20 protein-coding genes are annotated in these 18,087 nt (G+C 67.5%); 6 read left to right on the top strand and 14 right to left on the bottom strand.

The window, feature by feature from the left end; translation table 11 throughout:
* Positions 1-322: 322 nt before the first annotated feature.
* Positions 323-2,137, bottom strand: coding sequence for a phosphoenolpyruvate--protein phosphotransferase (gene ptsP, locus LRH25_RS31330; protein ID WP_141286247.1), 1,815 nt, complete (start codon positions 2,135-2,137; stop codon positions 323-325).
* Between the two features lie 134 nt (positions 2,138-2,271).
* Here ptsP and LRH25_RS31325 point away from each other — a divergent pair, with 134 nt between their 5' ends.
* Entirely contained in the window at positions 2,272-3,132 is an 861-nt protein-coding gene (locus tag LRH25_RS31325; protein WP_141286249.1) for a GNAT family N-acetyltransferase, read from the top strand.
* A 55-nt stretch (positions 3,133-3,187) separates the two neighbouring features.
* On the opposite strand, the gene LRH25_RS31320 is transcribed toward LRH25_RS31325, so the two are convergent.
* The 3 genes from LRH25_RS31320 to LRH25_RS31310 all read right to left on the bottom strand — a co-directional run bounded on the left by LRH25_RS31320 (position 3,188) and on the right by LRH25_RS31310 (position 4,532).
* Entirely contained in the window at positions 3,188-3,457 is a 270-nt protein-coding gene (locus LRH25_RS31320) for an HPr family phosphocarrier protein (RefSeq protein WP_141286251.1), read from the bottom strand.
* Positions 3,426-3,875: a PTS sugar transporter subunit IIA gene (locus LRH25_RS31315; RefSeq protein ID WP_141286253.1), complete on the bottom strand. Its 450-nt coding sequence runs from the start codon at positions 3,873-3,875 to the stop codon at positions 3,426-3,428. Before LRH25_RS31315 ends, LRH25_RS31320 begins: the two co-directional genes overlap by 32 nt.
* Positions 3,876-4,040: 165 nt before the next feature.
* Positions 4,041-4,532, bottom strand: coding sequence for a hypothetical protein (locus LRH25_RS31310; protein WP_231013162.1), 492 nt, complete (start codon positions 4,530-4,532; stop codon positions 4,041-4,043).
* A gap of 127 nt (positions 4,533-4,659) precedes the next feature.
* Between LRH25_RS31310 and LRH25_RS31305 the strand changes: the two genes are divergently transcribed.
* The gene (locus LRH25_RS31305; RefSeq protein ID WP_231013161.1) at positions 4,660-5,796 is read left to right on the top strand and encodes a hypothetical protein; all 1,137 of its coding nucleotides are present in this window, start codon (positions 4,660-4,662) and stop codon (positions 5,794-5,796) included.
* A gap of 128 nt (positions 5,797-5,924) precedes the next feature.
* On the opposite strand, the gene LRH25_RS31300 is transcribed toward LRH25_RS31305, so the two are convergent.
* Positions 5,925-6,605 carry a DUF4197 domain-containing protein gene (locus LRH25_RS31300; protein ID WP_141287175.1) on the bottom strand — a complete coding sequence of 227 codons (681 nt, stop codon included), beginning with the start codon at positions 6,603-6,605 and terminating at the stop codon, positions 5,925-5,927.
* 15 nt (positions 6,606-6,620) lie between these two features.
* On the opposite strand from LRH25_RS31300, the gene LRH25_RS31295 reads away from it, so the two are divergent.
* The 3 genes from LRH25_RS31295 (at position 6,621) to LRH25_RS31285 (ending at position 9,895) form a co-directional block, all read left to right on the top strand.
* Positions 6,621-7,133, top strand: a complete 513-nt coding sequence (locus tag LRH25_RS31295) for a TlpA family protein disulfide reductase (protein ID WP_141287177.1) — start codon at positions 6,621-6,623, stop codon at positions 7,131-7,133.
* A 121-nt stretch (positions 7,134-7,254) separates the two neighbouring features.
* Positions 7,255-7,569, top strand: coding sequence for a hypothetical protein (locus LRH25_RS31290; RefSeq protein ID WP_141287179.1), 315 nt, complete (start codon positions 7,255-7,257; stop codon positions 7,567-7,569).
* Between the two features lie 178 nt (positions 7,570-7,747).
* The gene (locus LRH25_RS31285; RefSeq protein WP_141287181.1) at positions 7,748-9,895 is read left to right on the top strand and encodes a TonB-dependent receptor; all 2,148 of its coding nucleotides are present in this window, start codon (positions 7,748-7,750) and stop codon (positions 9,893-9,895) included.
* A gap of 116 nt (positions 9,896-10,011) precedes the next feature.
* On the opposite strand, the gene lipA is transcribed toward LRH25_RS31285, so the two are convergent.
* Together lipA and lipB are read right to left on the bottom strand one after the other, a co-directional pair.
* On the bottom strand, positions 10,012-11,013 hold the full coding sequence (lipA, locus tag LRH25_RS31280; RefSeq protein WP_141287183.1) for a lipoyl synthase: 1,002 nt from the start codon (positions 11,011-11,013) through the stop codon (positions 10,012-10,014).
* Positions 11,014-11,090: 77 nt separating this feature from the next.
* The gene (gene lipB / locus LRH25_RS31275) at positions 11,091-11,801 is read right to left on the bottom strand and encodes a lipoyl(octanoyl) transferase LipB (RefSeq protein WP_141287185.1); all 711 of its coding nucleotides are present in this window, start codon (positions 11,799-11,801) and stop codon (positions 11,091-11,093) included.
* Positions 11,802-11,873: 72 nt separating this feature from the next.
* Here lipB and LRH25_RS31270 point away from each other — a divergent pair, with 72 nt between their 5' ends.
* A complete protein-coding gene (locus LRH25_RS31270; protein ID WP_141287187.1) occupies positions 11,874-12,575 on the top strand; it encodes a tetratricopeptide repeat protein in 702 nt (233 codons plus the stop codon).
* A 43-nt stretch (positions 12,576-12,618) separates the two neighbouring features.
* Here the strand turns inward: LRH25_RS31270 and LRH25_RS31265 are convergent, their stop codons facing one another.
* From LRH25_RS31265 to LRH25_RS31235, 7 genes are all read right to left on the bottom strand, one after another.
* On the bottom strand, positions 12,619-12,897 hold the full coding sequence (locus LRH25_RS31265; RefSeq protein WP_231013160.1) for a DUF493 family protein: 279 nt from the start codon (positions 12,895-12,897) through the stop codon (positions 12,619-12,621).
* Positions 12,898-12,968: 71 nt separating this feature from the next.
* Positions 12,969-13,859, bottom strand: coding sequence for a D-amino acid aminotransferase (locus LRH25_RS31260; RefSeq protein WP_141287191.1), 891 nt, complete (start codon positions 13,857-13,859; stop codon positions 12,969-12,971).
* A 31-nt stretch (positions 13,860-13,890) separates the two neighbouring features.
* Positions 13,891-15,051: a D-alanyl-D-alanine carboxypeptidase family protein gene (locus LRH25_RS31255; protein WP_141287193.1), complete on the bottom strand. Its 1,161-nt coding sequence runs from the start codon at positions 15,049-15,051 to the stop codon at positions 13,891-13,893.
* A gap of 50 nt (positions 15,052-15,101) precedes the next feature.
* The gene (locus tag LRH25_RS31250) at positions 15,102-15,722 is read right to left on the bottom strand and encodes an alpha/beta hydrolase (RefSeq protein ID WP_141287195.1); all 621 of its coding nucleotides are present in this window, start codon (positions 15,720-15,722) and stop codon (positions 15,102-15,104) included.
* Positions 15,723-15,748: 26 nt separating this feature from the next.
* Entirely contained in the window at positions 15,749-16,075 is a 327-nt protein-coding gene (locus tag LRH25_RS31245; RefSeq protein WP_141287197.1) for a (2Fe-2S) ferredoxin domain-containing protein, read from the bottom strand.
* Between the two features lie 32 nt (positions 16,076-16,107).
* Entirely contained in the window at positions 16,108-17,325 is a 1,218-nt protein-coding gene (locus tag LRH25_RS31240) for a VanZ family protein (protein ID WP_231013159.1), read from the bottom strand.
* Positions 17,326-17,338: 13 nt separating this feature from the next.
* Complete coding sequence (locus LRH25_RS31235) at positions 17,339-17,779, bottom strand: CopD family protein (protein WP_141291068.1); 441 nt, start codon at positions 17,777-17,779, stop codon at positions 17,339-17,341.
* Between the last annotated feature and the right edge of the window lie 308 nt (positions 17,780-18,087).

Raw genomic sequence — 18,087 nt, 5'->3', positions numbered from 1 at the left:
CCAAGAGACTTGGTACCTTGCGGCACCAGCACTCGACTCAAACGCCCACGCTTATCGGCTGTTACTTGTTAAAGAGCTATGATCTTGCGATCAATTCGCTGCGTTTGCTTTGTTTGCGTTAGCAGCGAAGAGGCGAGATTTTGTACTCTGTTGAATTCGCCGTCAAGGCTTATTCTTCATTTTCTTTTTCGATTCAAGTTTTGCGCCCTGAGGCAAACAAAACTCACCGGACCAAAATCCGTCGAAATCTCAAACCTCTTCACTGCAAATCAAAACATCAAACTCACCGAAGTCAGTCATCAGTTGTGAGCAGCGAAGCCCTCTACTGTAGCACCGTTCTGGAACTGACCGCAAGCCTTTCCGCACCAGATTTGGAAGAAGTTCGCATCGCGGCTTCACACGCCTGCTGCGGCTGGTCGGCATCCAGCACCGCGGGCAGGGCCAGCTGCAGCGTCCGCGCATCCGCGCGCAGCACGCGCTGCTTGATGCTGCTGATCTGCGCCGGATGCATCGAGAAGCTGCGCAGCCCCATGGCGAGCAGCAATTCGGTGAAGGCGGGGTCGCCCGCCATCTCGCCGCACACGCTGACCCCCTTGCCCATCGCATTGGCTTGGGCAATGGTCTGCGCGATCAAGCGCAGCACCGCCGGGTGCCAAGGGTCATAGAGGTGGGCGACCGCCTCGTCGGCGCGGTCAATGGCCAGCGTGTACTGAATCAGGTCATTGGTGCCGATGGACACAAAGTCGAAGGTGCGAAGCAGGCTGGGAAGGATCAGCACGGCTGCCGGCACTTCCACCATCGCACCCAGCGTCACCTCGCCAATCGCCTGGCCCCGGGCGGTCACTTCCTCGCGCGCCCTGTCCATCCACTGCTTGACCGACTGCACCTCGGACAGGTGCGCGACCATCGGGATCAAGATGCGCACCGGACCAAATGCGCTGGCTCGCAGGATGGCCCGCAACTGCTCGGAAAACATGTCCGGCTCGGACAGGCTCCAGCGGATCGCCCGCAGCCCCAGCGCCGGATTCAGCATGTGGTCGTGCCGCGGCTCCTGCGAGGACGCCCGGTCCAGCGGCTTGTCCGCTCCCACGTCCACCGTGCGAATCGTCACCGGCATGCCACCCATCGCCAGCACCACGGCGCGGTAGGCCTCGAACTGCTCGTCCTCGTCCGGCAGGCGCCCGGCGCGGTTCATGAACAGGAACTCGCTGCGGAACAGGCCCACGCCAACCGCGCCAGCTTCCAGCGCCGCGGATGCATCCCGTGGCAGCTCGATGTTGGCCAAGAGCTCCACCGTCTGCCCGTCCAGCGTGACGGCCGGCGTATGGCGCAGCCGGCTCAACCGCGCCCGCTCCAGTTCGACCTGACGCTGGCGGAAGCGGTACTCCTCCAGCACCATCGGCGGCGGGTTGACGATCAGGATGCCGGCGTCGCCGTCAATGATCACCCAGTCATCCTGCCGCACGATGCGGCTGGCCTCGCGCGCGCCGACCACCGCCGGGATGTCCATGCTGCGCGCGACGATGGCCGTGTGCGAGGTGCGCCCGCCCACGTCGGTGACAAAGCCGGTGAACACGCTGCGCTTGAACTGCAGCATGTCGGCCGGCGCAATGTCGTTGGCCACCAGCACCAGCGGATCTTCACCAGCGAAGTCGCGCGCGCCGGCATTGGCCAGCGCCCCCGGCGACAGCCCGGTGCCGCGGGTCAGCGCCTTCAGCAGCCGCTCACCCACCTGCTCCACGTCCGCCTTGCGCTCGCGCAGGTAGTCGTCTTCCATTTCGTCGAACTGCCGCGTCAGCACTTCCAGCTGGGCCGACAGCGCCCATTCGGCGTTGTAGTGCCGGGTGGCAATCCAGGGCTGGGCAGACTCCACCAGCATCGGGTCCTGCAGCATCATCAAGTGCACATCCAGCAGCGCCACAAGCTCGGCGTGCGCCTCCTCGGGCACCTCCTGCTTGAGGGCCATCAGCTCGGCCGACACCTCGGTGCGCGCATCGCGCAAGCGTTCGTACTCGCGCTCGGCATCGGCCGGGTCGATGAAGTAATGGGCCACGTCGACCCGACTGGATGCCACCAGCACGGCGCGCCCGATGGCGACACCGCGAGACACTGGCAGACCAAAAACCTGGATGCTCATGCGGACCAATGTAGCAGCCAGCCGCCTCCGGCGCAGTGAGGGAAAACGGGGCGTCATCGACCGGTCATGCATGCGTCATGCGCGGGTCATCGCCTCTGGCGAGCATCACCCCCATGACCACGGAGATGCCCCCGATGAGAGAGCTGCCGACCCCCACCTTCCCGCTGATCGGCATGCTGCCGCTGCGCGCCCGCCGGACCGCCACGCCTGTCGCCCAGCCCGCCGTGGCCATGGCGCCGCCAGCGGCAATGGCGGACACGCCGTACACCGTCAGCTGGGCCCGCAATCAGGACGAAGTGCGCGAGGCCCAGCGCCTGCGCCACCACGTCTTCGCCGAGGAAATGGGCGCCCGCCTGCAACCACCGGCCGGCACGCCCGCCGGGCTGGACGTGGACCTGTTTGATGACTTCTGCGAGCACCTGCTGGTGCGCAGCCTGCCAGAAGGCGACCAGCCCGGCCAGGTGGTTGGCACTTACCGGGTGCTGACGCCAGGCGCCGCGCGGCGCGCCGGTGGCTACTACAGCGACACCGAGTTCGACCTGACACGCCTGCGCCCACTGCGCGAGCGCATGGCCGAACTGGGCCGTTCCTGCGTGCATGCGGACCACCGTGCCGGCGGCGTGATCCTGGCGCTTTGGGGCGCACTCGCCGCCTTCATGGACCGCAACGGCCTGGACACCATGGTCGGCTGCGCCAGCATCAGCATGCGCGACGGCGGCCACACCGCTGCCAGCCTGTGGAACCGCCTGAGCCAGACCCACCTCGTGGGGCTGGAGCACCAGGTGCGCCCGCGCCTGGCCTTGCCGGTGCAGGAGCTGAACCGTGCGCTGGAGGTGGAAGCGCCGGCCCTGATCAAAGGCTACCTGCGCTGCGGCGCCAAAGTGCTGGGTGCACCGGCCTGGGACCCGGATTTCAACACCGCCGACCTGCCCATGCTGATGCGCCTGCAGGACCTGCCCAGCCGCTACCGCCGCCACTTCCTCGGCTCGATCTGAAGCCAAGCTGGCAAGCTTGGATGGCAACAGCCGGCCGTGAGGGCCAGCTTTTGCCCTATTGACCTTCGCCGAACTTGTCGGCGATCAGCGCAGCAATGGCAAGCGAGGCCGCCTGCTCGTCAGCGCCCTCGGTTTCGAGCTCCACCTCTGCGCCCAGCCCGGCGGCCAGCATCATCACGCCCATGATGCTCTTGGCATTGACGCGCCGGCCATTGCGGCTCATGAACACCTCGCATTGAAAGCCACTGGCCAGCTTGGTCAGCTTGGCCGAGGCGCGGGCATGCAGGCCCAGCTTATTGCTGATGGTGAGCGTGGTCTTGATCATGCAGTCGTGAAGATTGGGTCTGGTTCTGGGGTCGCTGCGCGGCCACCTGCATCACGCCCTGGGTGCCGCCCGCCACCGCGCGGGTGACCAGCGAATCCACCGGCTCGCGCAGGTAACTCAAGGCGCGCCACATCATCGGCACGTTGACACCGGTGACCAAGCGAACCTCGTTGCCGTCGGCAAGGCGCTGCGCCACGTTGCAAGGCGTGGCGCCAAAAACATCGGTCAGGATCAGCGCTTGCGGATCTCGCACGCTGGCCAGCGCCTCGCGGGCCGCCTGCTCGACCCGTTCGACGGGCCAATCCGGCGGCACGTCCAGCGCCGCCAGCCCGGTCAGGCCGTCGGGATAGACATGCGCGGCCACACCATACAACGCCGACGCCAGCGGCGCATGGGCAATGATCAGGAGACCGGGCATGAGGTGATCCAAAGCAACTGAAACAGCGCCCGGCACCGGACGCGACACCCGGCAACACCCGACCGGCTGGACCAGGCGCCTGCCGCGCAGAGGCGGCCATTATCAACAAAGCGCCCGCACCTGCCCTGCCCCGCGCATCGGTGCGGTCTTTTGCGGCCAGCGGGCTCAAGGCGCAAAGCGCAAGCCCTCCCAGAAAACCTGCGTGGCCTCGGCCGACAGTGGCCCGCGCGCCAGCACCGTGGCCTGCACCACCCAGGTCCCGCGCGCAGCCAGCGCCAGCTCGGCATGCACCGCCTCGCCAGCCGGCGTCTTGCCCAGCAAGGGCCAGCGGCCGGCCGCGGGCTGCGGCGTTGCGCCTGGCGGCAGCCAGGCCGGTGCGGAGGGGGCCGCGGCTGCCGGTTGCCCCAGGTTGCGCTCGAACGCCACGCGCAAGTCCTGCAGCGCCGGGCCGACCCTGGCCGGCTCCCCCATGTCGGCCACGCTGACCGCAAAGGTCTGGCCCTCGGCCTCGCAGACCTGCATCTGCAGACGCACCGGCACACCCGCCAGTGGCAGCACACGCTCGTGATGGTCGGGCCGGCACGGCAGCACAAACTGCAGGCTGGCATCGACCACACGGCCCTCGCGCCAATCCAGCGCCGGCGAGCAGCCGCTCATCGCCAAGCAAGCGCCAACCGTGAACAAAGTCCGCTTCCGCGGCGTCGCATCCCTCATTCGTAGGAATGTAAGCGCTTGGCAAGCGTCCCCCCAGGGGCGCACACTGCCCCGCTCCCTCCCCTAGACCATGGCCACGATGAACAATCCGCTGCCCGGCGGCTTGCACCTCGCCGCGACGAACACCCTGCCAGAAGGCCAGGCCGCAGCCTTGCCCTCGCACTGGCTGCAGGTCATTGACGAGATGGGCAGCGAAGTCGGGCAGACGATGTCGGACGCACTGGAACGCGTGAACCAGCTGACCAGCACTGGTCGCATCGACCGCAACGGCCTGCAGCAGCTGACAGAAGAGATCGGCCGTGCGCGCCGCCTTGGCATGGTCGGCCAGCAGCTCTCGCGCATCGCCTCCGGCGGTGTGAACCAAAGCGCCGAGGAAGTGAACCTGACGCAGACGCTGCGCGAGCTGCTGCAGCAACACGGCCCGGCCGCCAGCGCCAGCGGCATCGAGTTGCGCCCCGCCATGCAACCGGCCTCGGTGCTGGCCGACGCCAGCCTGCTGCACGCGCTGTTGCAGGCCATGCTGGACTGGGCCCTCCCGCACGCGCAGGGCCACATCGAATGCCGGCTGGAGCTGCTGCCCTGGCCGCCCAACGCCTGCCTGCGCTGCCACTTCCCACTGCGCCACCCGGGCCCGCCCAATGGCCTGGCGTGGCGCCTGGTCGAACAGATCGCCTGGGCGCTGGAGTTGCGCATCGAGCGGCTGGACAGCCCCGGCAGCTGCACGCTGCTGCTGGAGTTCACCCACACGCTGCAGCCCGCCGCGCCGGATGTCAGCGCATCCGCGCCCGATCCGGACCCGCTGTCCTCCGGCTTCGGCCCCTCGCTGGACTCCAAGCCGCTGGCCGGCAGCCACTTGCTGGTGCTCGCCGGCCGGCGCGACCTGCGCTCGGACATCCGGGAAGCCGTGCGTCACATGGGGCTGGTGCTGGACTTTGTGAGTTCGGTCGAAGAGGCTGAACGCTTCTGCCGCGAAACGCTGCCGCACGGCATCATTTGCGAATCGGTGCTCGCCGGCCAGCGCTTCACCCGCCTGCGCGAATTGCTGGCCGCCGAGCAGCCCGACTTCGTCTGCATCGAGATCGCCGAAGAAGGCGACCACTGCCAGCTCTCGACCGACAGCGCCCAGCGCCAGGCCCAGATCGGCCGCCACGCGGTACTGCAGTACCTGCCTTCCGCGCTGATCTTCGAGCTGACGCGAAACAGCTGAGTTGGCGAGACGAGCGCGCGCCCGCAGGCCGGCGCCGGGCCGCCCCAAAGCGGCCTGCGCGACCCGCCCGGCGGGTGGTCTCAGGTACTCATGGGACCGGGTGCCCCAGCTCCTAGCCTCCTAGCCTCCTAGCCGAAGACCTTTTGAAGGATCGCGCTGCCGGTGCCAACCGGATCGCGGCGGATCTTCTTTTCCTCTTCGCCAATCATCAGGTACAGCCCGTCCAGCGCCTTGCGCGTCACGTAGACCTGCACGTTGGCGTCCTCCTTCTTCACCAGGCCAAAGCCCATGGCCTGGCCGGCAACCGCGTTGTACTTGCTCGCCAGCGAGACCTTTTCGGTCGCCTGCGTGACGATGGGCAGGAACTTCTCGCCCAGCGGCAGGCGTGTCTTGGTGGCGAAGAAGTCGGTGACCGAGGTGTCGCCGCCGCGCACGATCTTCAGCCCGTCCTGCACCGACATGCCTTTCACCGCCGCCACCAGCAGCTCGCGCGCCTGCGGCACGGCGGCCTCGGCCGCTCGGTTCATCGCAGTGATCAATTCATCCACCTTCTTCTGCTGGCCCGAAAGCCTCAGCAGCTGTGCCGCATCGTTGAGGATGCCGGGCAGCGGGATGCGCACCTTCGGGTTGCCGAGGAAGCCATCGGTCTGGCCCAGCAGGCCGACCGCAGCCTCCGCGCCGCGCTGCAACGCGGTTTTCACGCCCAGCGAAGCATCGGCCTCGCTGAGGAAAGCCGCCTCGGCGACGCGGGTGCCGCTCATGCCGGCCAGCAGCATGCCGGCCGTCGCCGTAAACTCTCTGCGCTTCATACGAAGGTTCTCCCCATGGACAGACGCCGTCATCTTGCTCTGAGTGCCAGCCTGCTGGCAACGCTGCCGTTCAGTGGCCTGCTGGCCGGCTGCGCGGCACGCGAAAGCGCGCCTGACGTGCATTACACCCTGCTGGATGGCCGCCAGGCCAATCTCGCCGGCCAGCGCGGCAAGGTGATGCTGGTGAACTTCTGGGCCACCAGCTGCACGACCTGCGTGCACGAGATGCCCAACATCATCGCCACGCACGAGAAGTTCAAGGGCCAGGCCTTCGACACGCTGGCCGTGGCCATGAGCTACGACCCGCCGATGTACGTCGACAACTTCGCCAAGTCGCGCCAGCTGCCGTTCAATGTGGCCATCGACAACACCGGCGCCATCGCCCAGCAATTCGGCAAGGTGCAGCTCACGCCCACCACCTTCCTGATCGACAAGCAGGGCCGCATCGTCAAGAAATTCGTCGGCGAGCCCGATTTCGCCTCGCTGCACCAGCTGATTGGCGAGCTAATCGCCGAGAAGAGCGCCTGAGGTCCCGTGCCGCCTGGCGCGACCCCACCATTCGGCACATCGTGCATCCGTGGACCATCCCCCACGAGCGTCGGAAACTTTGAGTTCACCTTGTCTGCGCCTTGCGGGCACAATTCCGGCCGTGCGCAAGATCTGGTCTTCCCTGTGGCTCTCGCTGTTCCTGCTGTTGGCTCAGCAGGGCGCGGTGCTGCACGAGATCGGCCACCTGGCCACCAGCCCGCAGTCGGCGTCTGGTCTGACCGGCAAGGTGCATGTCGCAGGCAGCGCCTGCGACGACTGCCTTGCCTTCGCGCAAGTGGCCAGCTTCGTCGCGACCTCGGTCCCGTCGCTGCAACTGCCGCCCGCCACGCACCCATGGGTCACCTCACGGACCTTCCGAGCCCGCGACGCCGACGTCCCCGCGCACAGCGCCCGGGACCCTCCGATCCTCCTCTGAAGTCGTCCTGACGCCCGGTCTGGTGCTTCACCAGTGCCGGGCGCTGTCTGCACCTGCGCGCGCCGCTCGCCTGCCCTGTTTTCGGACGGGCCAAGCGCTGCGCCGCGGTGCACCTCACTCGATGAATCGACTGCTCGCGGGCCGCTCCACTCAGGCCCGCGACAGAGGAGCTGTTTGCATGTTCACCCCTTCTCGCACGGGCCTGGCGCTCGCGTTGGCGCTCGCCTATCCCTTGCTCGCCCTGCCCGTCCGCGCGCAGACCGTCGCCGCCACAGATGGCGGCTCGACCACCGCCGCACCAGCGCCGCAGCGGGTCGAAATCTCCTCCCAGCGCCAGCGCCTGGACGCCGCGCGCAACGGCCTGTCGCCCGACACCGGCAGTTCCATCTACCGCTTCGACCAGCAGGACATCGCCAAGCTGCCGATGGGCGCCGACACGCCGCTGAACCAGGTCATCCTGCAGGCGCCCGGCGTGGTGCAGGACTCCTACGGCCAGCTACACGTGCGCGGTGACCACGCGGATCTGCAGTACCGCATCGACGGCATCGTGATCCCCGAGGCCATCGGCGGCTTCGGCCAGGCGCTGGAGACGCGTTTTGCCGACCAGATCCAGGTGCTGACCGGCGCGCTGCCGGCGCAGTACGGCTACCGCACGGCCGGCGTGGTGGACATCCATTCCAAAGGCGCGAACCAGCAGAACGGCGGGCAGATCAGCCTGCTGGGCGGCAGCAACGGCCACCGCGAAGGCAGCCTGGAACTGGGCGGTAGCGTCGGCGCGCTGAGCTACTACATGGTCGGCTCGGCGATGCACGACGACCAAGGCATCGAGAACCCGACGTCTTCGCGCCACGCGCTGCACGACGAAACCCAGCAAGGCAACGGCTTCGGCTATTTCTCCTATGTGCTGACGCCCGAGACCCGCGTGAACCTGATCCTGGGTGCGGCCAACAACCGCTTCCAGATCCCCAACGTCGCCGGCCAGACACCCGACTATTCGCTCGCCGGCCACGACAATATCGACTCCGCGACGCTGGACGCGCGGCAGAAGGAGCGCAACCACTTCGGCGTGCTGTCGCTGCAGAGCAGCTTGGGCCAGGACGTGGACTACCAGGTCGCCCTGTTCAGCCGCTACACCGACGTGCACTACCGCCCCGACGAGGTCGGCGACCTGGCCTTCAACGGCGTGGCTGCCGATGTGGCGCGCAGCAACCGCGCGGCCGGCCTGCAGGCCGATGCCAGCTGGCACCTGAATGCCACCCACACGTTGCGCGGCGGCGTGTTCTACCAGTCCGAAAAAGGCGCGACGCGCAACGACTCGCTGGTCTTCCCGGCCGATGGCGACGGCAACCAGACCAGCGACCAGCCGCTCAGCATCTCCGACGACGCGCAGCTCAAGGGCCACACCTGGGGCGCCTACCTGCAGGACCAGTGGCAACCGGTCAAGGCGCTGACGGTCAACTACGGCCTGCGTTTCGACCAGGTGCGCACCGTCGTCGACGAGCAGCAGCTGAGCCCGCGCGTGGGCCTGGTCTACGACATCGACGCGATGACCCGCGTGCACGCCGGCTACTCGCGCTACTTCACTCCGCCGCCCACCGAGCAGATCGACCAGACCTCGATCCAGAAATTCCAGGGCACGACCAATGCGCTGCCGTCGGACGCCAACACCGCCGTGCGCTCCGAGCGCTCGAACTACTACGACATCGGCCTCGAGCGGCAGATCGACAGCCACCTGACCGTGGGCGTGGACGGCTACTACCGCCAGGTGCGCCACCTGCAGGACGAGGGCCAGTTCGGCAACGCGCTGATCTACTCGGCCTTCAACTACAGCCACGCCCGCGTCTACGGGCTGGAACTCTCGGCCAGCTACCGCGACGAAGCCTTCAGCGCCTATGCCAACGTGGCGTTTGCGCGGGCACTCGGCAAGGGGCTGGAAACCGGCCAGTTCAACTTCGAGCAGGATGAGATCGACTACATCAACTCGAACTGGGTGCACCTGGACCACGACCAGGCGACCACGGCGTCAGCCGGTGCCAGCTACCAGTGGGCCAACGGCTTGTCGACCTCGGCCGACCTGCTGTTCGGCAGCGGCCTGCGCAACGGCTTTGCCAACAGCAGCCACCTACCCAGCTACACGCAGGTCAACCTGTCGGCGCACCGCAGCTTCGACCTGGGCACGGCGGTCGGCCCGGTGGACCTGCGCCTGTCGGCGCTGAATGTGTTCGACCGGATCTACCAGATCCGCGACGGCTCGGGCATTGGCGTCGGCGCGCCGCAATATGCGCAGCGCCGCACGGTGCTGGCGGGCATCAGCAAGTCATTCTGAGCGCCCCCGGACCTGCCGCTTCGCGTCAGGCCCCCCGAGGGGGTCAAGAAAACTTGGGAGCGGCCCGGCGTTTTCTTGAGAGTGCCCCAGGTCCGGGCTTGCGTCCGGACCGCCGCTCAGTTCGCTTCGATGGCGCCCACGCCGGCATGCGCGGCCTGCTGGTCCGCGTGGTAGCTGGAACGCACCATCGCGCCCACGGCAGCGTGCGTGAAGCCCATCTTGTAGGCCTCCTCTTCGAACATCTTGAAAGTATCCGGGTGCACGTAACGCTTGACCGGCAGGTGGTGGCCGCTGGGCGCCAGGTACTGGCCAATGGTCAGCATGTCGATGTTGTGCGCGCGCATGTCGCGCATCACCTGCAGGATCTCTTCGTCGGTTTCGCCCAGGCCGACCATGATGCCGCTCTTGGTCGGCACGCCCGGCACGGCTTCCTTGAAGCGCTTGAGCAGGTTCAGGCTGAACTGATAGTCCGACCCCGGGCGCGCTTCCTTGTACAGGCGCGGCGCGGTTTCGAGGTTGTGGTTCATCACGTCCGGCGGCGCGGCCTTCAGGATGTCCAGCGCGCGGTCCATGCGGCCGCGGAAGTCGGGCACCAACACCTCGATCTGCGTCTGCGGCGACAGCTCGCGCACCTGGCGGATGCAATCGGCGAAATGGCCGGCACCGCCGTCGCGCAGGTCGTCGCGGTCCACGCTGGTGATGACCACGTACTTCAGCTTCAGCGCGGCAATCGTCTTGGCCAGGTTCATCGGCTCGTCCACGTCCAGCGGATCGGGCCGGCCGTGGCCCACGTCGCAAAACGGGCAGCGCCGGGTGCACTTGTCGCCCATGATCATGAAGGTCGCCGTGCCCTTGCCGAAGCATTCGCCAATGTTCGGGCAAGAAGCTTCTTCGCAGACGGTGTGCAGCTTGTGCTCGCGCAGGATCTGCTTGATCTCGTAGAAGCGCGTGGTCGGCGAGCCGGCCTTGACGCGGATCCAGTCCGGCTTCTTCAGCATCTCGCCGGCCGGCACGATCTTGATCGGGATGCGCGCCGTCTTGGCCTGGGCCTTCTGCTTGGCGCTGGCATCGTAATCGGCGCCGGTCTTGGCTTCGTGGGTGACGTTGTCGGTGGACATGGAGGCCTTGCAAGGGCTGGCGCGCGAGGCGCTGGAGGACAGGGACAGGGCTGGCGGCGGCTGGCAGGTGGCGCCACTCAGGGCGCCGAAGCGGGTGGGCTCAGGTGCTGGCGCAGCCGCTCGCACAGCAGGGCCGAGACTTCGGCCGGCTCTGCACGCACGCCCAGTGTAGCGAGGTCGACCGTTTGCAGCCCTGCGTAGCCGCAGGGGTTGATGCGCTGGAACGGTTCCAGGTCCATCGCCACGTTGAGCGATACGCCATGGTACGTGCAGTGCTGGCTGACCTTGATGCCCAGCGCGGCAATCTTGCCCAGGCCTGCGAATTCATCCAGCCGCGGGCCGGCTGGCAATGCCGCGTTGAACGGGTCGGCCAGGTTCACGTAGATGCCCGGCGCGCCGCTCACGCGAAAGCCCAGCACGCCGAAGCGTTCCAGCGTCTGGATCACGGCGGCTTCGAGGCGGAACACGTATTCCTTGACGAAGATGCCCAGCCGGCGCAGGTCCACCAGCGGGTAGACGATCACCTGGCCGGGCCCGTGGTAGGTCACCTGGCCGCCGCGGTTGCTCTGCACGACCGCGATGTCGCCGGCGCCCAGCACATGCTCGGGCTTGCCGGCCACACCCTGGGTGAACACGGGCGGGTGCTCGACCTGCCAGAACTCGTCGGGTGTGTCCAGGCCGCGGGCCTCGGTGAAGGCGCGCATCGCGGCAAAGGTCTGCTCGTAGGGCACGCGGCCCCAGTCGCGCAGCAGCGGCGGCGGGAACGGAGCAAGCGTGGCGGTCGACATGGCTTGCAATTGTCCGACATCGGACCAACCGGGCGCCGGCGAAGGTCAAGCCAGCCGCGCTATCGTCATGGCATGTTGCCGCAAGCCACCGCACGAATCCGCCGCCTGCTGAGCGCTGCCGCCCTCGTCACCATGGCCGCGCTGCCGCTCGAGGCCGGTGCCGCGCAGGCCACCGCGCCAGACCCATTCGATGCGGCGCTGACGCTGTATGTGCAAGGCGACCTGACCGCTGCCGCGCAGGCCTTCGGCGTGCTGGCGAAACAAGGCCACCCGGGCGCGATGCACGACCTGGCCGCGATGCACCTGCGCGGCGAACTGCCGGACAGCAACGTGGAAACCGCGCGCGAGTTGCTGCTGATGGCTGCGCAGCGTGGCTTCGTGACCTCGCAATACGCGCTGGGCGAACTGTTCGAGAGCGGCAAGCTGGGCAAGCAGGACCTGGTGCAGGCGTTGGCCTGGTACCAACTGTCGGCCGAATCCGGCAGCGTGGACGGCGCGGTCGCTGCCGGCACCGCCTACCTGATGGGCCGAGGCACGCCGCCGGACAGCAGCCAGGCTGCGCAGTGGTACCGCCAGGCGGCCAATGGCGGCGACATGGGTGCGATGTACATCCTTGCCTCGCTGTACGAGAAGGGCGACGGCGTGCCGCAGGACCTGCGGCTGGCGCGCTACTGGTACGCCGGGGCCGCGGCAGCCGGCGACGAGGCGGCGCCGTACAAGGTCAAGGAGCTGGACGCCAAGGCCGCGGCCGAAGCGGCGACTGCGCCGAAATGAAAAACGGCGCCGAAGCGCCGCTTTCCGGGACCGCCAAAAGTGCTCAGAGCACGATCTTGACCATCGGGTGCGTGGTCAGCGTGCGGTAGAGCTCGTCGAGCTGCTCGCGGCTGGTCGCCGTCACGGTGATGGTGACGCCCAGGTAGTTGCCACCCTTGCTGGGCCGCTTCTCGACGGTTTCGGGGTCGAAGCCGGGGTCGAACTGCAGTGCCACCGAGACGATGGCGTCGACAAAACCGTCGACGTGCGCGCCCATCACCTTGATCGGGAAGGCGCTGGGGTACTCGATCAGCGATTGCTCGGGCGGGATGTAGGAAGACATGGTGTTGGTCGACATGACCGGATAGATAAGGCCGCCGTTGCGACTTGCAAGTTGGCGCGCCGCAGCGCCGCTCAGGCGCACTGTTCGCGCTTGGCCCTTTGGTAGGCTTCGTAGAGGCGGCCGTAGACCGGGCCGGGCTTGCCGCGCAGCGCGCCATGGCCCACGGCCTCGCCGTCCAGCTTGGTCACGGCCAGCACTTCCTTGCCGGTGGAGCTGAGCAGCACTTCGTCGGCGGCGCGCAGGTCGGATTCGCTGATTGGCCGCAGGTTGAAGGCAATGCCCTCTTCCTCGCACAGCTCGCGCAGCAGCTGCACCCGAATGCCTTCCAGCACGTGTTCGTTCATCGGTGGGCCCAAGAGCGCACCCTCCTGCACGATCCAGGCATTGCAGGTGGAAGCCTCGGTGAGCCACGGGCCGCCCGGCAGCCCGTCGCGCAGCAGCAGGGTTTCGGCGGCGCCCGCATCGGCCGAAACTTGCCGTGCCAGCACATTGCCCAGCAGCGAGATGCTCTTGATGTCGCCCCGCTCCCAGCGGAAGTCGCGCGCGGTGACGCAGGCCACGCCCTGGTGGCGCAGCTCGGCCGGCACCGGTTTCATGGCGTTGCTCATGATGAAGACCGTGGGCGCTATGTCCACCGGCATCACATGGTCGCGCAGCGCCACGCCGCGCGTGACCTGCAGGTAGACCACCTGGTCCTCGGCCGGATGCGCGGCGATGACCCGGCGCAGCCGCGCCAGCCAGCCGTCTCGATCCGTTGGCGAAGCCATGCGCAGCTTGTCGAGGTTGCGCGCCAGCCGTGCCATGTGCTCGTCGAAGCGGAACAGCTGGCGACCGTAGACCGGCATGGCCTCGTAGACGCCGTCGCCGAACAGGAAGCCGCGGTCCATGACCGAAACTTTGGCCTGGGACAGCGGCAGCAGCTCGCCGTTCAGCTCGCACAGGGTATCGGGCAGCACGGTCATCGGGATCTCCGCAGGGGCGTAGGCCTGGAGATTACTTGATCCAAAGGCGGATGGCATCCCAGGCACGGCCGAAGATGCCGGCCTGCGGCACTTCTTCCAGCACCACCAGCGGCACCGAAGCGACCGGCGCACCGCCGGCCGTGGTGACCTTCAGCGTGCCGACGCGCTGGCCCTGGGTCAGCGGCGCGACCAGCGGGTCGGTGCGCTCGACGGCCGTCTTCAGGCGGTCGCCCTCACCCTTGGGCACGGCCACGAACACCGCGCCTTCGCTGCCCAGCTTCACTTCGGGGCTCTTGCCCTTCCACACCGGCACCGTGGCCATGGCCTTGCCGGCCTCGAACAGGCGCACCGCGTCGAAGTTGGTGTAGCCCCAGTTCAGCAGCTTCTGGCTCTCGTTGGCCCGGCCCTGCATGGACTCCGCCCCCATCACCACCGACATCAGCCGGCGCTTGCCGTTCGGGAAGTCGCGCTGGGCCGAGGCCAGCAGGCAGTAGCCTGCCGCGTCGGTGTAGCCGGTCTTCATGCCGTCAACGGTCGCGTCGCGGCCCAGCAGCAAGTTGCGGTTGGGCTGCTTGATGTTGTTGTACGTGTACTCCTTCATCGAGTAGTACGGGTAGCGCTCGGGAAAGTCGCGGATGATGTGCTGGGCGATCACTGCCAGGTCGCGCGCCGTGCTGTAGTGGCCGGCTTCGGTCAGTCCGGTCACGTTCTTGAACGAGGTGTGCGTCAGGCCCCAGGCCTGGGCCTGCCGGTTCATCACCGCCACAAAGGCCTCGACACTGCCGGAAACGCCTTCGGCCAGCGCCACCGAAGCATCATTGCCCGACTGCACGATCAGGCCGCGCAACAGTTCGTCTACCGTTGGCGTCATCGTGGTGTCGATGAACATCAGCGAGCCGCCACCCTTTCTCTCCTTCCAGGCCCGCTCCGAAACCGGCAGGCGCTGCTCCAGCGAAAGCTTCTTTTCCCGCAACGCGCCAAAGACCACGTAGGCCGTCATCAGCTTGGTCAGCGAGGCGGGTTCGGCCTGGGCGTCGGCATTGCGCTCGGCCAGCACCTGGTTGGCCGTCATGTCGATCAGCAGGTAGCCACGCGAAGCGATTTCGGGTGGCTGTGGCGCCTGGGCATGGGCGCTCAGGGTCACGCCCAGCGCCATGGTGGCGCCGAGCAACAGGGAATGCAGGGATTTCATCAGCAAGGACCCAAAAGGTCGTCAAAGCCCGGGCAGTCGACGAGGCGCGTTCAAGCGCGCCAGGCGTTCACCACAAGCGATTTGAGCAGCGGCAGCTGCCCGTGAAAGAAATGGCCCACGCCAGGCACCACCACGACGGGCAGCGACTGCGGGCGGGCCCAGTCGAAAGTGGCCGACAGCGGCACGACGTCGTCGGTCTCGCCGTGGATCACCAGCGTGTCGGCCGGCACGGTGGTCATGTCGAAGCGCGAGGTCGCAGGGCCGACCAGCACCAGCCGCTCGGCCTTGGCATCGTCGGCAAGACGCTGGGCAGCATGCGAGACGATGTAGCCGCCAAACGAGAAGCCGGCCAGCGCCAGCGGCAGCGCCGGGTCGCGCTGCGCAGCGATCACCGCCAGCGCGTCGTCGACCTCGCCACGACCCTCGTCCCATTCGCCTTCGGAGCCGCCCACGCCGCGGTAGTTGAAGCGCACAGCGCGGTAGCCCAGTTGCAGGAAAGCGCGGGCAAGGGTGTGCACGACCTTGTTGTCCATCGTGCCGCCCTGCTGCGGGTTCGGGTGGCAAATCACCACCACGCCGCGCAGCGCAACGCCGGCCGCCGGTTCATCCATCGCCCCCACCAGCACGCCGGCCGGGCCGGCTATGCGCAGCGGCTGAGTATTGGCGCTCATGCGCGGCGCCAGCCCCGCAGCGGCGCTCACCGGCCGACCTCGGGTGCCAGCTTCAGGCGCTCGACCGGCTTGCCGTTCTTGAGGTGTGATTCGACGATCTCGTCGATGTCCTCGTTGTCGACAAAGGTGTACCAGGTCTCTTCCGGGTAGACGACGATGACCGGGCCACCAGCGCAACGGTCCAGGCAGCCGGCCTTGTTGACCCGCACGCCGCCCACGCCTGCCAGCTTCTGTGCCTTGACCTGCTTCTTGCAGTGATCAAAGCCGGCTTGCGCGCCATGCTGGGCGCAGCTTGCCTCGCCATTGCTGCGCTCATTGAGGCAGAAGAAGACGTGATGCTTGTAGTAGCTCATTGCGGGATTGTAGGCAGTGGGGGCAGTGCAGCTCAGCGTGAAGCACGCTCGCGGGCTTGTCTGCGAGTGCTGGCGGGCTTGCTTTGTTCCATCGGCCGCATGTGTTCGGCCGAAGCCACCCGCCCGGCCAGCCACAGGATGGCCGCGTAAGGCCATAACCAGCCGATCCATTGCGCCAGCCCGTGGAAGCGGATGAAGCGCCCCTGCTCCCAGGCCTGCAGGCTGAGCGAGAAATACGGGTCGGCCGGCGCCTGGGCCACCACCGTGACCAGCAGCAGCAGCGCCGCCATGCCCAGCGCCGCCGCCAGCCGCTGCGGCACCATCAGCAGCGCCAGCGCCAGCAGCAGGCCGATCAGCAGCGCCGGCACCACGCCCGGCGCCAGCCAGGCCGCCGCATGGCCGGGGCCGAAATTCAGCGCGGCCGACAGCGTGGTCGCCGCCAGCCCCAGCGTGAGCGCGCCCAGCGCCATCACCGCCCGGCGCCAGCCGGTGCGGGTGATCGAATAGGCCAGCAGGCAAGGCCCGAGCAACCCCAGCACCATGCCCAGGCCTTCGACCACCAGCGGCAAGCGCTCGGTCGGCGCCGGAATGTCGCTGACCATTTCCAGCACCTGCTGGGCCCAGGTCACGTCCAGCAGCCAGCCCACCAGCTCGTCCTGCACCCGCTCCCAGCCCAGGCCCATGCCGAGCGGAAACGGCGCCGGGAACAGCAGCCCCAGCGGCCACAGCAGCAGCAGCGCCAGCGCACTGCCGCTGCGGCGCCAGAACCATCGGTCACGCGTGGCCTGCCAGCGGTCGATCAGCCTGAGCGCCTGCAGCGGCGCCGCCAGCGAGGCGCCGGCCAGCGCCCCGGCGCTGTTCAGCGCCCAGTCCAGCCCGGACGGATAGCGCCGCGGCAGGAATTGCTGCGTCACCTCCATCGCATACGACAGCGCCGAGCCGCCCAGTACCGCCAGCAGCCAGGCCCAGCGCGCACGGCCACCGCTGCGCATCACCGCCAGGCACAGCAGGCCGCCCAGCGGCATGTAGCCCAGCAGGTTGGCCCACATGTCGAAATGGTCGCGCCAGGGCGGGAACGGCAGGCGGAACAGTTCCAGCCATCCCAGCGCGCCAGGCCAGCGCCAGTCGATGAACGGATAGAGGCTGGCGTAGACCAGCAGCCCTGTGTAGGCCGCGGCCAGCGGGATCGCGGAACTGCGATGCCGGCTGTTCGCCGCGGCAGAGGCTGGAGCTGGCAAGGGGTCGGTCAAGGCCGTGCGAACCTCAGAAAGGCTTCACCACCACCAGCAGCACGATGGCGATGAACAACAGCACCGTGACCTCGTTGAACACGCGGAACCACCGGTGGCTGCGCTTGTTGGCCATCTGCTCGAAGTCGCGCAGCAGCGCGCGGCACATGTGGTGGTAGCCAATCACCACCACCACCAAGGCCAGCTTGGCATGCAGCCAGCCATTGCCCGGGCCCTTGCCCACGCCAAAACCCAGCCACAGCCACAGGCCCAGCAGCAGCGCCGGCACCATCAGGAAACTGCAGAAGCGGTACAGCTTGCGCGCCATCAGCAGCAAACGCTCGCGCTCGGCATGGCTGTCGGCCGGCACCATCGCCAAGTTCACGAACAGCCTGGGCAGGTAGAACAACCCGGCAAACCAGCTCGCGACGAAAATCAGGTGAAACGCCTTGACCCACAGATACGCATGACTCATGCGGAGAATTATGGGCTGCGCGGAGAATGGCCTGGAAATGTCGATTGAAGAACCGGCGCAGAGATCCAGTTACCTGGCAGTTACCGGAGAAAACCGAGGCCAGAAAAGAAAGAGCCCCGGCCAGGGGCCGGGGCTGAAAAGCCTTGACGCTGTCATCACGTGAAGGCACCTGCTCAGGGAGGAAAAGCAGGGAACGCTACCCTTGCGGGCAACGCTCAGAACGAACTGTAACACTCTGTCCGCGCTGGGTACCATACAGAACCCCCGCAAAACGTCACGTTGCGCGCGAGTTGTTGCGCACACCCACC

This window comes from Ideonella azotifigens, assembly GCF_021043325.1.
GTDB classification, from domain to species: domain Bacteria; phylum Pseudomonadota; class Gammaproteobacteria; order Burkholderiales; family Burkholderiaceae_C; genus Ideonella; species Ideonella azotifigens.
The sequence above is the reverse complement of the archived record's forward strand: the minus strand, read 5'-3'. Positions and strand labels throughout refer to the sequence as shown.